The organism is Chryseobacterium pyrolae, from assembly GCF_025153485.1.
GTDB classification, from domain to species: domain Bacteria; phylum Bacteroidota; class Bacteroidia; order Flavobacteriales; family Weeksellaceae; genus Chryseobacterium; species Chryseobacterium antibioticum.
Genome location: NZ_JANZQH010000009.1, coordinates 47,255 through 62,734 on the forward strand (window position 1 = coordinate 47,255; position 15,480 = coordinate 62,734).

Sequence of the window (15,480 nt, forward strand, 5' to 3'; positions counted from 1 at the left end):
GGTGGATCGTATTCAGCCTTTTATCGAATATTTTTTTGTGTTTATTTTCAATAGGTCTGTATCAGTTGATTGAAAAAACATGCCGTAAGGAGTTGTTGCAGAAACAAAATCATCCCGTTTCCCAATCCGATGTCTACCTCTGCTTTCTCACTGTCTTATGCAATAGTATAATGATGTTGTTAGGTGTATTTCTATGGAAAAATCACTGGATCATTTTAGATCAAAATCCTTCTGTCCTCTCAATTTTGTTTGAAACTGTTGCTTTAATTCTTCTGATGGATCTCCTGATGTATTTTTTCCATTATGCTGCGCATTTACCTTTTGTATATAAAGTGTTGCACGGCAGGCATCATGAGCATGTGAGCACCAATTTTCTAAGCCTTTTTGTATTGCATCCTTTTGAAACCATTGGTTTTGGATTAATGATTTTAGCTTTATTAATGGGCTATGATTTTTCTATAATCTCAATAAGCCTTTATCTATTGATCAATCTTATCTGGGGAACGATAGGACATCTGAATAGGGAATTTTTTCCGGCGTCATTTGATCAGTTTTTCGTAGGAACGACCAAGTTTCACAATAAGCACCACTTGGATGAAAGTAAAAACTTTGGTTTTTATACCTCTATCTGGGACAGGCTGTTCGGGTCGTATCGATCATGAAAATAGAAATGTTTTCTGTTATATCTCATCAACTTTACTCATGAAAGATTTGTAGCTGATCAATTCTTTATACTTTCTATTCTGCACCCGTTTTGTTAGTTCACAAAGTACACTAAAGTCTGATTATATTCATTGATATTTTTATATACGTCAAGTTTTGTCGCATTACCGACTAATTTTGTGATTCCATTGCACAGATTAGATTAAAAATATATTATCATATGGAAATTTACATTAAATCTTATATTAGGGACTTGTGGGTGTGTTAAAAAATGTTAAATTTACTTCAAAATTTTACAAAAACTAATATTAACTTAAAATACACAAATAGATGAAGAAATTCTACGCTGGTGCATGTACTTTATGCACTATCCTAGGGCTGTCTGCCCAGGAAGTACTGTGGCAGAAAGATATCAAATCCTCTACTCAGGATTTCTTAAGCCAGGTGACGACCACTATTGATCAGCAATATCTTATTTCGGGAAGCTCAATTCAGAGTAATAAACTTCAAACAAAAGAAAGTAAACAAAATAATGGCTACGATTTCCATTTAGTCAAATTAAACCAACAGGGTCAGGAGGTCTGGGAAAAGTACTTTTCAGGCCAAAATCATGATTATCTATCAGCTTCGGTTTCCACTCAGGAAGGGGGCTTTCTTATAGCAGGAACTTCATATTCAGGTAAAGGATTGGATAAAAAAGATGATTCCAAAGGCGGATCCGATATTTGGTTGATAAGATTGAATGAATTCGGGGATGAACTTTGGCAGAAAACACTAGGATTAGCATCTGATGAAGAAGCCCGGGCAGTTGTCCAGACTACCGATCAGGGATTTGTTGTTGCTGGAAATGTCCAAAACTCACCCAAAGGTTACGGTTCAAAAGATGTTCTGGTTATAAAACTCGATAAGAACGGAAAAGAACTGTCTCAATCGATTTTAGGAGGGAAAGGTTTAGATGAGGTGGAAAAGATGATTCCAACGAAAGATGGAGGTGCCTTGTTAGGAATCTATTCGAGAAGCAACATGGGAGGATCAAAGAAAACTGAAAACTTTGGTGAAGGCGACTACTATATTATTAAACTTTCAAAAGATGGAAAAGTAGAATGGGAAAAGAACTTCGGAGGGAAAGCAGATGATCATTTGAGAACACTGGCTTTAACTTCAACAGGCTATATCATCGGTGGCGAAAGCCGTTCAGAAAGATCAGGAAATAAAACCGTTGGTATTGAAGAAGGAACCGATTTGTGGTTAATCTCGCTTAATGAAAGAGGAGAAGAGATCTGGCAAAAGTCTTATAATTTCAAAAATCGTGATATTTTGATGGGAATGAGTGTGCTTCACTCAGCAGATGACAAATCTTCAAAAGGAATCCTTTTAGGAGGTTATACTCAGGCAGAAGGTCGTATAGAAAATGATGATGAAACTTTTTGGATGTTATACCTAAACCAAGACGGAAATGAGCAATGGAGGAAACACATAAAAGGAGAATCTAGAAAGAGAGAAGAAAGATTATCTGATATAAAGCTGAACAGAGATGGTTCAATCATTCTGGCAGGCACCAGTGCAGAAGAATTAGGAAAAGAAAACTGGAAGATTGTAAAGCTGGGAGATAAGCAACTTGATCAGCTGATCGAAAAACAAGACATCAAAATCTATCCTAACCCGGTATCAGATTATGCTTATGTGGAAATAGGCTTTGACTTTAAAGAGGCTGATATTGTCCTGTACGATATGGGCGGAAGGCAGCTTCAGAGCTTGAAAACGAAGAATAAAGTGACGAAGATTAATACTCAGAATCTGATTCAGGGAGCTTATCTGGTGACGATAAAGACGGATACGAATAAAACGGCGAATGCAAAATTGATAAAAAAATAAAATACAAATCATGAAAAAAATAAAATTAACTCTACTTTTCTTTTTAATATTTTTACAATCTGGACTGCTTTATTCTCAGGAAGCAGGATTCATTCCGCCAAGTCCGCAATCTTTCAACTTTGTAAAAGCTGGTAGTGAAGTTTCTGAGAATGAGCATACAGGATCAGTTAATGTGAATGTTCCCTTGTTTAATTTTACTGCGGGAAAACTTTCCACAGACATCAATCTATTGTATAGCGGGGCTGGGGTAAAAGTAGATGATCTGCCCAATGATACAGGAATGACATGGGTGTTGGATGCAGGTGGAGTAGTTACAAGAACTGTGAACGGGCGTATTGACGAAAAAGCCACAATGAGGCTAAATAAAACCGAAGACCAGATCAAGCAGACCACAATTTCAGATTGTGCTGCGGATAACGATATACTCACTGCATGTTATTCTCCTTCTCAAATTGATACAGAAAGAGATATTTTCGATTTTAGATTTGGAGCTGTCTCTGGTTCTTTTTATCTGGATGAAAACTTTCTTCCTGTCTTTTTAAAGAACGATTCAGATGTAAGAATAAAGAATATTCTTCTTTCTGGCAGTACCAATAATAAACAGTTTATTGGTTTTGAAATTACAACAAAAGAAGGAGCAGTCTATATTTTTGGCAATGGGGACGAATATCAGGAGACCACAGCTTCTAAAGCAATGCCGGACAATCCTCCGGGAGATTATGCTGTATCGTCATATTTTCTTAAGGAGATCCGTCATCAGAATAGTGAAAAAATATTTTTCACTTACAGCAACACAACCTTGGTGAAAAAAGACATTGCTGAAATCCATTACAGATATCTTTACTCAGCAGGTTTAAATTCGGGGATTATGCCAAACCTTGACCCGGAATTAAAAACCAGTATCCAGACTCATTATACACGGAATAAAAAGAGGCTGCAGCAGATCAGCAGCAATACGAATAGAGATATGATTAACTTCATTTATACCCAGAAAGCCAATTCTGATTTTGATACTTATCTCTCGCAGGTTGAATACAGTTCAGGTGGTAGTGTATTGAAAAAAGCTTCATTGGATTATCTTTTTGAAGACCGCAATCGTATTCAGAGATTTTACCTTAGTGCTGTAAATTTTTACAACAAAACTGTTTTTGATAAGAAATACCAGTTCAGGTATGATAATTTTGAGTTATTACCCAACAGACTGGCCTATTCTCAGGATATGTTTGGGTACTATAATGGTAAAGGTGGTGGGTCTTTAATTGCCAAATTCTATGGGACACCTACTCCAGCAGAATTTTCTTTATATCCGAACATTTTATCCAGTTTTGGAGATCGTACACCCGAATTTGGATTTGCATCGAGAGGAACTTTAACAGAAGTCATTTATCCTACAGGTGGAAAAACAACTTTTGAATATGAAATGCCAAAGACTAAAGCTTTACGAACCAAAAAAAAGGTACTTCCCGACGAGTTTGAAACGACCGCAGTTATTGAAGGCCTACCGATGAATCAGACCATAGATTTTGTATTAACCACTTATTCAGGACCTCAAAGTCAGTATCATATGAAGCAGGCTAACTTTAAGGTTGAAGATATGGATACCGGGGCTTTGATTTATACTGGCGGAAAAGTATATGGTTATGCCCCTATGGATTCAATTAATTATATGGTACCTCTTGAAATGAATAAAAGATATCTGGTTACATTCTCAACGACAGGGCTTGCTGCCGATGTAAAGTTTAGCCAGACGTATAGAGAAACTATAGACTGGCTTGGATTGCGTCTTAAAAGCTCTACGACTTCGGAAAACGGTCAGCCTGCTGACTACAAAAGATTCTATTACCGTGGGGCTGATCTGTATAAATTAAAAGAGGAAGATCTTCGTGATATGGATGCTTCTATTACACCTGATGTTCAGGCTGCTACGTTTAGTGAATTTCATACTGATGATTTACTTTCCGGGTCATTTGCAGTTACCTATGCGCTCTATAGTTCCAATAATACCAGTGAGCTTTATAACAGCCGCCGACAGACCCGATACAAAACTGTTAGCTGCAGTGTAGGAGGTGATAATTTTGAAAACGGAGGGTATCAGAAAACATTTCGTAAAGACTCTGAAGATAATTTAGCAAGAATTCGACCTGCATCTGCTGGAGGTGGTGGTACGGGATCTCCTTCTGCCGGTCATGGATATTTTGAGACTACTGCAGGGATGCCGAATTTCTTTGCTTTATTATTAACCAAGGTTTATTTTCCTTCTAAAGGAAACAGAATGTCTTTCAGTGGTGGACTTGAGGGTGTCAAATATTTTGGCAAAAGAAACGGGGAGATCTTTAAAACCAAACAAATCAGTTATCAAAATAGGTATAATATCCTTGGTATCAACCCTAATCTTTTTGTTTCAAAAGTATTTGATGATAATGTACCCGCCACCTGTGGTTCCAATAATAATGTACAGCGGATCGCCAATTTTTATATAGCAACTTACAAAAACTATACAATAGATACTAAACTGGAAAAACAGATCACCACCGAATATATAGATGGGGTCCCATTACATATTTATCCCACCTATACCGATTATTTGAATAACCAGCTATCCCTTGATAGCCTTGAGACTTCGTACAAAAAACTTGTGACCACTGTGGATTACAATTACAGTGGAATGCCGGCCCATAACCAGCTCACTAAGCAGTCTGCAGAGTCACCGGATAAAAGCATTCTTGAAACTACTTATCAATATGCTCATGAGAAAAACAACCAGAAGTTGATAGAAGCGAATATGATTGGAATTCCTCTGGAAACTAAAGTTGTTTCAAAAAAGAATAGTTTAGACGCAGGAAAAATGGTTTCCAGATCCGGAATCGTATATCCAGATCAGAATAACCCTCCAACAACAGACATAGGAAACCTTCTGGTACCAGTTTCCGGAGTCTCTTATGATCTTCAAAATAATATTCTGTCAAAAGATATTACTTACGATTGGTATGATCAGAAAGGTAACCTCATGCAGTATACGGTTAAAAATGGGGTTCCGGTAACGATCATATGGGGTTATAACAAAACTCTGCCTATTATAAAAATAGAGGGAGCTGAGTACAGAGGGGTGATTGAACTTCCGGGTATGGTTGACCTTATTTCGGCTTCTGATAAGGATGCAGATCCAGCTTTGTATAATCTTCAGTCTGAAAATACGGAAACAACACTGATTACTAAGCTGGATCAATTCCGGAATAATATAGAGTTGGCTGGTTATAAGATTACCACCTATACCTATGATCCATTAATTGGAGTAAGAAGTATCACTCCACCATCCGGCATCAGAGAGGTCTATATTTATGATGCTGCCAATAGGCTGAAAGAAATTAGAGAAAACAATCAGAGTGGTAAAATATTGAAAGAATACAAATACAATTACAAAAACTAACACAGACATGAAAAAAATAATCATTCCAATTGGGCTGTTGCTGTTCACTCATTCAGCATACGCCCAACTTACCCAGGGAGAAAACTATGTGTATTCCAAGACTTATCTTGATTACAACGGTACCCAACCTACAAAAACTTCCGAAATCGTCCAATATTTTGATGGCTTAGGAAGACCCAAACAGGTAGTCAATGTGAAAGCATCCCCTCTGGGAAGAGATGTCGTTACCCATATAGAATATGATGCATTCGGAAGACAGGCAAAAGATTACTTACCCGTTCCACAATCTGGAACGCTGAACGGAAGTATTGTACCTTCTTCACTGGCTAATGCTACCCAGCCCGATATTTACGGACAGGAAAAGATCTACGCAGAAAAAGTACTAGAAAACTCTCCATTGGACAGAATCCAGCAGCAGATCCAGGTAGGAAATGACTGGGCCGGAAAACCTGTAAAATTTGATTACGCGACAAATATTGGTGAAGATTACGTAAGAAAATATAAAACCACTACCACATGGATTGATGGAAGAACAGAAACATTGGTAGAGCTTCCTCAGTATTTTGAGCCTTCACAATTGTACAAAAACACCGTCAGTGATGAAGACGGCAACAAAACCATAGAGTTTAAAAATGGTAAGGGACAACTTTTGCTTGTTCGAAAAGTATTAAGTGCTACAGAGAATGCAGATACGTATTATATTTATAATGAATATGATCAGCTGTCATTTGTTATTCCTCCCTTAGCATCAGCTCCTACTGTTGAACCTACGACAGTAGAAAATTTGTACTACCAGTATCGTTACGACGGCAGAAACCGTTTGGTAGAAAAGAAACTTCCCGGTAAAGGCTGGGAATATATGGTGTATGACAAAGCTGATCGTTTGGTAATGAGTCAGGATGCCAATATGCGGCCTTCTGGTAAATGGCTATTCACAAAGTATGATCAATTTTCAAGAGTTTTGTATACCGGAATAGCAGCTATAGGTTCACAATATGTCAGAAGACAGGTGCAGGAATCGTTAGATTATTATGCTAATACAGGAACTCCGATTCATGAAGAACGCAATGCGTCCGGATTTACTAATAGTGCAATGGCCCTTTATTACAGCAATGCTGTCTATCCGTTTGGATTTTTGTATGACAAAATTCTAAGTGTAAATTATTATGATACCCTTCCAGGTTACAGTTTTAATCCCTCTTTTCCATCCACCATTCAGGGAGAATCCATTTTGACTGAAACCCCATCAACTGATGGTAAAAGCACCAAAGGATTACCCGTTATGAGCCTGGTCAAGAATATTGAAGACGATAACTGGACCAAAAACTACACCTATTACGATACCAAAGGTCGTGCAGTAGGAACCTATTCCATCAATTATTTAGGTGGCTATACCAAAACAGAATCCAAGCTGGATTTTGCAGGGATTCCCCAAAAAATGGATACCTATCATCTGAGAAAACCTGGTGAATTTGGAGTAACCGTTAAAGAACGTTTTGTCTATGACCATCAGAACAGGCTGAAGGAACATTACCATCAGGTAGATGACAAGCCAGAGCAACTTCTGGCTGAAAACAGCTATAACGAACTCTCACAGCTTACCAATAAAAAAGTAGGAAATAACCTTCAGAGTATAGATTATGCTTACAATATCAGAGGTTGGATGACTGATATTAATAAAAACCAGATGAGCCTTTCTGATCTTGGAGGAAAGCTGTTCTCCTATAAGATTAAGTATAACCAGAAAGACGGAATCACCAATCCCGATGATCAGGTCCTATTCTCAGGAAAAGATGTAAAGCCCAAATACAACGGCAATATAGCCGAAGTAGATTGGAGAGCAGTGGAAACATTGGGCGTTAATCCATCTTCTACACCCAAAAGATATGGTTATGCGTATGATAATTTGAACAGATTAACAGCTGGATATTACCAGAACCCTAACAATCCGTACAGTAAGGAAAATACGGAATCATTAGCATATGATCTAAACGGAAATATCACTAATCTTTACAGGACCTCCGTAATGGATTACGGAAGCGGTATTGCAACTGTTATCGATAACCTTGCTTATACTTACAATGGCAACCAAGCTATAAAAATCAAAGATAACAGTCAGAACAGCACAGGCTACGAAGGCACTGCAGGCTTTCCTATAGATTACGATGCCAATGGAAACATGAAGAGCATGATGGATAAGCAGATTACAGGGATCAGCTACAACTATTTAAGCCTTCCTAATGTGGTGAACATTGGATTTGACCAGATAACAGCACAGATTAATACAAAATATAGGGCAGATGGAGTAAAGCTCAGAAAAGAGAATGTTAAAAGCTCGATAGGTATTGCAGGAACCGATATTACAACCCAGGTAACGGATTATTTAGATGGTTTTCAGTATTTTAAATCTACCTCTACTGGTACGGGAGGTGGTGGCTCAGAATCATTAGAATCCTTATCCAGAGCGATGGAACCGCAGGCTTTTTCGAGGGGGGTAGATGATTTCTCAGTTTTATCAGCGGCAACACTTGATCTGCAATTTTTTCCTACCGCTGAAGGATTTTATGATTATATAAAAAATCAGTATATTTATCAGTATGAAGACCATTTAGGAAATACAAGGTTAAGTTTCACCAGAAACAGCGCAAGCGTTCTTGAATTAGTTGATAACAATGATTATTATCCTTTCGGAATGAATCATTTAAAATCTGGAAACGCATTCTTCGGGGCAGGTTCTTATAAAAATTATAAGTATAATGGAAAAGAGCTGCAGGAGACAGGTATGTATGATTATGGAGCCAGGATGTATATGGCCGATATTGGTAGATGGGGAGTGGTGGATCCCCTTGCTGAAACTTCCAGAAGATGGAATCCTTATACATATGCCTATGATAATCCAATTATGTTTGTTGATCCCGACGGTAGAGAAGCACAAGGATGTTGTGGAATATGGAATCTTGCTAAAACTTATTATTCTGGAATGTATCAAGGTGCAAAAAGTGTTGCAGCAGGAACTTATCAAGGCGTTAAACAAGTGATAACTCATCCTATAGAATCAGCCAAATCTTTAGCAAGTAATCCAGGTGGAGCTTTAAAATCAGGTATTTCAAAATCTACTAATCTGATGGCATCAGTAGCCGCATTCCCAGCAATTGCTGGAGCAAGTGTAAAAAAAGGAGATGCAACAGTTGCAGGTAAGATTGCAGGAAAAGCACTTGGAACAGCGGTGATAGAAGGAGGAATGGCTGTAGCAACGGAAGGAGTAGGAAGTCTTGTGAGAAATATGGCATCAAAAGCAGGGGGAACGGCAGCTAAAGCTGCCGCAGGAGCTTCTGAAGGTGTAAACTATGGCAAAATGTTAACTTCTACTAGTGAATTTGACCCTTCAAAAACTTTATATAGAGGTTTATCAGGTAAAGAGGCGATTAAAAGTGAAATTTACCTTACAGATAATGTCGAAGTAGCACAAAGCTATGTGAAAAATGGTCAACAAGTGATGCAATATGATTTAAGTAATTCAGGATTGTATATGTTGGAAAAAACAGGAGAACTTGAATTTAAAACAGGAATAAATACAGGTTCTACTACTATTTCGACAGAATACTTATTTAAAGGAAAAGATTTAGTAAAAACAATCAATGGAAAAGCAACTCCTTATAATCCATAAAAATTTAAAATTATGAGTAATAAAAAATTTTGCTGTGAAAAATTTGAATTTCGCTATGATGGTGAAAAAACAATGGGATTAAACTTCAGAATAGTAAAATATAATGAAAAATTTCTTGAAAAAGAAGCTGAATTATATAATAAAAAAATAGAAGATATTTTTGATAAGGCTTACTTTGTTACTGATGGTTATAATGGACTGATTACTGATTTTAGTATTAAAAAAATGGTTATAAATCATTGTCCATTTTGTGGTCAAAAGCTAAGAGACTTTTATAAATCTGATGATTATGTTCAGGAAACTATTGGATAGTTTTCTAACAACAAAGCCACTCAAACGAGTGGCTTTGTTGTTTTATAAAATGCTTTGCAGCTTAGTTTGTTTTAAGAACCCCGCTGCGCAAAGTTTGTAACTTTGAGCTGATAAAAAATAAACCACTGCAATTGCGGTGGTTTACAATTCAAAAGACCATTTGGGAAATACAAGGTTAAGTTTTGCCAGAAACAGCACAGGAGTTCTTGAATTAGTTGATAACAATGATTATTATCCTTTCGGAATGAATCATTTAAAATCTGGAAACGCATTCTTCGGGGCAGGTTCTTATAAAAATTATAAGTACAACGGGAAAGAGTTGCAAGAGATGGGGATGTATGATTACGGAGCGAGGTTTTATATGCCGGATATTGGACGATGGGGTGTCGTAGATCCATTAGCGGAGAAGATGACAAGACATAGTCCTTACAATTATGCGTTTAATAATCCTGTGAAATTTGTAGATCCTGATGGGCGGGAAGCAACAGATTGGTATCGTAATAGGAAGACAGGTAATTATGAGTGGAAAGATACCAATAAAAAAATTGCAGGTTATGAACATTTAGGTAAAAAGTATCAATTTGGAGAATCCAATAATGGACAGGACAGAATGTATTATTTGCATGCCAACGGTTCTGCTACAGCTAAGACAGGTAATAATAGTGTTACTCTTGCTCATGTTGAAAGCGGTAATTCCATCAGAACCATTAATGGGGAAAAAATTACTTCATCCGCAACAAGTGTGAGTGGTTTGGCTGCTCAGGTTTCATATAATCAAAAATTAGTAGGTCCTGTTGGGGTTACGGGAAGCGTTGGTTATGTAGCAGATTCTTACACGGGTACTTTTGGAGGGAAATTTTATTATTCTTATGGATGGTCATTGTCAAATAGTAGTGGTTTTTCAGCAGATTTTAATACAATAAAATCTACAGATCCAGATACTTTATTTAAAGTTAGTGACTTTAAAGGTTTTGGAAATAGTTTTACTTCTGGATTCGGAGGTGGTGTTTCTTGGGGGGGGGCTTCTATAACTCAAAAACCCGATGGTATAAATATGTTAGATAGTAAAGAATGGGGAAAATATCCAGGAGGATATTCTACTTTTGGGTTTTCATACGGTCTGTCAAAACCTGCATTTGGAGCTTCATTGTCAAGAACACAAACTAAATTTTTTAAAGATAAATAATGAATAGAAATAAGAGTTTATTAATAATGCTGATTATCATTGCAATAGTATTTTTATACAATCTTATTTTTTCTTCAAAAAACGGAGGCGGTTTTTTAGATGAGATGAGAGAAAAGGAAATAAAATCAATAATTAGCAAAAAGTATATTAATTATGAGAATCACAATATACCATTCTTGGTTTATGATAATAAAGACAGTATCGTGATTTACAGAGATTGGTGGGACAAGGTTTCTATTGGAGATTCAATAATAAAACCAAAAGGCTCTTTAGAATTAGTGATAAAAAATTCTAATAAAATTGAAAGATTTAATTATGAAGATAAATTTGGTTTAGAAACTCAATAGTTTTAAATTGATTAAAACCCTCGCTCCTGCACGATTGCATCGTGTGGCAAATAATAACATAAACCCACCGCATTGTGGTGGGTTATAATTCAAAATACTATTTGGAAATACAAGGTTAAGTTTTGCCAGAAACAGCGCAGGAGTTCTTGAATTAGTTGATAACAATGATTATTATCCTTTCGGAATGAATCATTTAAAATCTGGAAACGCATTTTTCGGGGCAGGTTCTTATAAAAATTACAAGTACCAAGGACAAGAGTTACAGGAGACTGGTTTTTACTCGTTTAAGTGGAGAAATTATATGCCCGATGTAGGAAGGTTCTTTAATATTGATCCGCTTGCTGAGAAATACACTTACAATTCTACCTATGCATTCCAGGAAAATAAATTGGGAATGGGTGTTGAATTGGAAGGTTTGGAATTACTGAGAAATCATACCGGATTTTTTGCAATTCATGGTAACGCAATGAGAGTTGTACGAGCTCCGGGATCGCAAGTAAGTAACGGACGAGCAACCTTCACCGCTGCTGATATTGGATTATCTACAAAAGGATATAATCCCGGTGGTGCAAGAATATCGGATGGTTCATCAGGTTTAAGGCTGAACTCGCATAAGTACAGCGGACCTACACCGAATGGTGCAACAATGGAAAACGTACAGGAAACGCCGGAAAGTATGGATAGCCAAAAGTTTACCACTACAAAAAGAGGTTTGGAAATGACCAACAAAATGATCAAGAATTATGATAAGCTCAATACTGCTGCAGGAGGAGCGCAAGAGTTGGTCGGCTTAATGGATTTAGCTTCTAATATTCCTGATGCTATAAAAAGTAATGGGAATTATGTGAATGCAACAAATGACGTTAAAGCAGTCGATTTTCAAGCTACACAAATGGGAAAAGCAATTAAATACGTTGACGGAAGCGGTATAGACATGACATCGCAAACAAGAAATGATGTGGTAAATTATGTTTTTGATGGAACTTTGCCTAATCCTGCAGCGGGATTAATACCAAATTCTTTAATTATATCCAATGGAACACAGATTATGAAAACCAATAACATTCCTATTCAGCCTCTTAATGAACAATTAAACGCTAACAAAAAAGTTTTACCGTAATGAAGCTAACAACACTATATTTAGTTTTATTTTTGTTCTGCATAAATTGTGTATCGCAAGATCAGAAAGATAAAGAACAAATAAAAGAAACAGTTTTTAAATACTGGAAATCTGTACAAGACAATAATTTACAATCGTATAATAGTCTAATTTATGATTCTGAAAATTATCCTGGAGTAACCGCCTCAGAATTATTTTTTTTGAACAAACATTATAATGAAATCAACTCTAAAAAAGATTTGTTAAAAAACATTAAAATAAAAGATACTACAGATATTTTTATTCCAAGTGTTAAAATGAAATATGTTCAGTATATTATAGTTAAAGAAAATGATCCTGATAATTTGAAAAAGGATCTTATCATAACTTTGATGTTTTATAAACCTAACGGACTTAATAAAATATATAATCCTGGGGTTTTAGAAAACCATATTGGTTGGGATAAGTAATAAGAAAAGCCCATACCCGCGCTGCACAAAGTCTCCCTCGCCCAAGACTAATTATGAAAAAAATCATTTTGTTTTTAATCGTATCATTTTTTTGTCAATGTCAACAAAGACATAATTATATTTTAAGCAAAGAAGATACAAAACCTGCTTTGACAGAACTACAAAAAAAGATAGATATAAAGGGAAATTTTATCAACATCTTTTTTGAAAGCTATTTTGATAATGAAAAAGTTTCTCTCCAATGTGACTCTAAAGAAATATTTAATAAAAGTATAACAACAGATAATACTATCAATTTAGCCGATTATTATTTACAAAAATTAAGTTGTGAAAAATTAACAGCTAACATAAGAAATCAGAAAATCCTTTTGAAAAAGAAAGATATTTTGAATTATAAATACCTCTATATTAGTAAAAAGAACGATAGTGTTAGTCTAGTGTTATCAAATGCACCACGAACATATTATTAAATAAAATTGAATATAGAGTATTTGAAACCATTATTCTATTTCATGGAATAATGGTTTCAATACGTAAATTAGAGTATTAAAAAAATTGAATTACACCCTAAAATTTGAACAAAAATTTTTGGGGTGTTTTATGAAATATTTTTATGAAAAAAATAATATTAGTGAGGTTTTTGAGATGATCGAATTTAGCGATTTAGAAGACTTTAAAAAAATTGTAAATGAAAGTAATGTAAATATTTTTATTAACGAATTTGGACAGAATCTTTTACATGAGGCTGTTACACAAGATGCTCCAGAAATATTCAATTATCTTTTATATTGTAATATTGACATTAATAAATTAGATAGAGATGGTAAAACTCCTTTACACTACAGTACCCAGCTAATGATTATTATAGAATATATTCATAAATTATGATTACAGAATTACAAAAAGCCAAAGACTTGATGGATAATGAACAATATGAATTAGCCATCAATATTTTAAATAATTTAATTGATTTGTCTCCAAAAGATGAGCGTTACAAATTATTGTTACTCTCATATTCTCTATATGAAGTTAAAAAATATAACTCGGCAATTCATATAGCCGATATATTGTTGCAAAAAAATAGTAACAATGAGTATGCTTCACAAATTAAATATCTATCCTATCACGAATTGGAAGATGATGATAATGCTTTAAATGAAATAATTAGTTTTTTATCCAATAATAAAGCTAATCTTTATAAAGTAACATTGGAAGAGTTATTAACTGATATAAAAGAAGGATTCATTAACGAAGAAGCAACAGTTTATAAAATACAAGAACTAGCATTAAAAAATAATATTAATATTTAGAAGCTTGCTTTTGAAGTTACAATTTTAGAAGTGAAATACTAAAACCACTGCAACTGCAGTGGTTTTAGTATGTATTTAAAATGATCCATCACCTCCCAGCTTGTCCAGCCCCTTTAATCCTCTCCTCAAGAACCCTCCAGTCATAAAAATGAAAAACCCTTCCATTGCTCATGGCTACGAATACACCCTTTGGAAACTTGGGTCCTAAATTCACATTCGTCACCTCTGAACCATCGCTCTCGCTGGTGGAAACCGGGATCTCTGCAATTTTTCCTTTGGCAGGATCTTCTCTCAGATACACATTGAAAGTATCTTTTTGCTGATTGGAAACCAGAATGTATCCTGTTTGGGGTGAAGTAGGATATATAGAGATTCCTTCCACATCAGACTTAAAATCACCCTTCCCGAAAACAAGAAGCTCCTCATTTCCTTTAGCCGGATCTGCATAATACTGGTGCACTCCAAACTGTTCGTCAGAGTAATAAATATAGCCTATTTCATCATCTACAGCAATGCTTTCGATTTCTTTCAGACCACTGTATTTTCCAAATTTACGGACCACTTCACCCGTTATTTTTCCATTTTTTTCAGACAGTTGATACTGCCACAGATAGCCCTCGGCCGGACCGGATTTTCTTCCCACAACAGCATAGATTTCTCCGGTTGATGGATTTTTATACATCGAAATTCCCATTGGGTCACGTTCCGTTTCACCATCAAACACGGTAAATTCACCCACTTCCTTCAGATCGGGCAGACTGTAAAACTTTACGGTATTCGTTTCCCTTTCCGTAACGGCAGCGATATCTGTTTTTTTTCCGTTTAGCATAAAGCCGTATTCAAGATCTACATTGTTCGGGCGTTTTAATCCCGGAACTTTATGGATGATTTTTCCGTTCAGATCAAAAGCGTAAAGGCCACCGTCAGTATCTTTATCGGTCCCGATAACAATGCTTTTTGAAGCATCTGCCGGATTGATCCATATGGCAGGATCATCGGTGTCATGCCCTACAGTTTCGGTAATGACAGAAGGGATTATCTTTTTTCCTAAATGTTGTGTGCTGCAGCTTCCCACAAAAGGTAAAACCGAAACAGCCAGTATAAATGGTATCTTTTTCATGCGT

Annotated in this window: 13 protein-coding genes; 12 read left to right on the plus strand and 1 reads right to left on the minus strand. The window is 35.9% G+C overall.

Going from position 1 to position 15,480, the window contains the following annotated elements:
• The first annotated feature begins 170 nt into the window (after positions 1 to 170).
• The 12 genes from NZD88_RS17145 (at position 171) to NZD88_RS17200 (ending at position 14,356) form a co-directional block, all read left to right on the plus strand.
• Complete coding sequence (locus NZD88_RS17145) at positions 171 to 662, plus strand: sterol desaturase family protein (RefSeq protein WP_259830753.1); 492 nt, start codon at positions 171 to 173, stop codon at positions 660 to 662.
• Positions 663 to 993: 331 nt separating this feature from the next.
• Positions 994 to 2,538, plus strand: coding sequence for a T9SS type A sorting domain-containing protein (locus NZD88_RS17150; RefSeq protein ID WP_259830754.1), 1,545 nt, complete (start codon positions 994 to 996; stop codon positions 2,536 to 2,538).
• A gap of 10 nt (positions 2,539 to 2,548) precedes the next feature.
• A complete protein-coding gene (locus tag NZD88_RS17155) occupies positions 2,549 to 5,965 on the plus strand; it encodes a hypothetical protein (RefSeq protein WP_259830755.1) in 3,417 nt (1,138 codons plus the stop codon).
• 7 nt (positions 5,966 to 5,972) lie between these two features.
• Complete coding sequence (locus NZD88_RS17160; protein WP_259830756.1) at positions 5,973 to 9,632, plus strand: DUF6443 domain-containing protein; 3,660 nt, start codon at positions 5,973 to 5,975, stop codon at positions 9,630 to 9,632.
• A gap of 12 nt (positions 9,633 to 9,644) precedes the next feature.
• Complete coding sequence (locus NZD88_RS17165) at positions 9,645 to 9,944, plus strand: hypothetical protein (RefSeq protein WP_259830757.1); 300 nt, start codon at positions 9,645 to 9,647, stop codon at positions 9,942 to 9,944.
• A 160-nt stretch (positions 9,945 to 10,104) separates the two neighbouring features.
• Positions 10,105 to 11,130, plus strand: coding sequence for an RHS repeat-associated core domain-containing protein (locus NZD88_RS17170; RefSeq protein ID WP_259830758.1), 1,026 nt, complete (start codon positions 10,105 to 10,107; stop codon positions 11,128 to 11,130).
• On the plus strand, positions 11,130 to 11,477 hold the full coding sequence (locus NZD88_RS17175) for a hypothetical protein (RefSeq protein ID WP_259830759.1): 348 nt from the start codon (positions 11,130 to 11,132) through the stop codon (positions 11,475 to 11,477). Before NZD88_RS17170 ends, NZD88_RS17175 begins: the two co-directional genes overlap by 1 nt.
• Before the next feature lie 94 nt (positions 11,478 to 11,571).
• Positions 11,572 to 12,597: an RHS repeat domain-containing protein gene (locus tag NZD88_RS17180; protein WP_259830954.1), complete on the plus strand. Its 1,026-nt coding sequence runs from the start codon at positions 11,572 to 11,574 to the stop codon at positions 12,595 to 12,597.
• Entirely contained in the window at positions 12,597 to 13,046 is a 450-nt protein-coding gene (locus tag NZD88_RS17185; RefSeq protein ID WP_259830761.1) for a hypothetical protein, read from the plus strand. The genes NZD88_RS17180 and NZD88_RS17185 overlap by 1 nt, the downstream gene beginning before the upstream one ends.
• 53 nt (positions 13,047 to 13,099) lie before the next feature.
• Positions 13,100 to 13,516: a hypothetical protein gene (locus NZD88_RS17190; RefSeq protein ID WP_259830763.1), complete on the plus strand. Its 417-nt coding sequence runs from the start codon at positions 13,100 to 13,102 to the stop codon at positions 13,514 to 13,516.
• A gap of 130 nt (positions 13,517 to 13,646) precedes the next feature.
• Positions 13,647 to 13,934: an ankyrin repeat domain-containing protein gene (locus tag NZD88_RS17195; RefSeq protein ID WP_259830765.1), complete on the plus strand. Its 288-nt coding sequence runs from the start codon at positions 13,647 to 13,649 to the stop codon at positions 13,932 to 13,934.
• Positions 13,931 to 14,356, plus strand: coding sequence for a hypothetical protein (locus tag NZD88_RS17200; RefSeq protein ID WP_259830767.1), 426 nt, complete (start codon positions 13,931 to 13,933; stop codon positions 14,354 to 14,356). The genes NZD88_RS17195 and NZD88_RS17200 overlap by 4 nt, the downstream gene beginning before the upstream one ends.
• Before the next feature lie 88 nt (positions 14,357 to 14,444).
• On the opposite strand, the gene NZD88_RS17205 is transcribed toward NZD88_RS17200, so the two are convergent.
• Entirely contained in the window at positions 14,445 to 15,476 is a 1,032-nt protein-coding gene (locus NZD88_RS17205) for a phytase (RefSeq protein ID WP_259830769.1), read from the minus strand.
• Positions 15,477 to 15,480 lie beyond the last annotated feature (4 nt).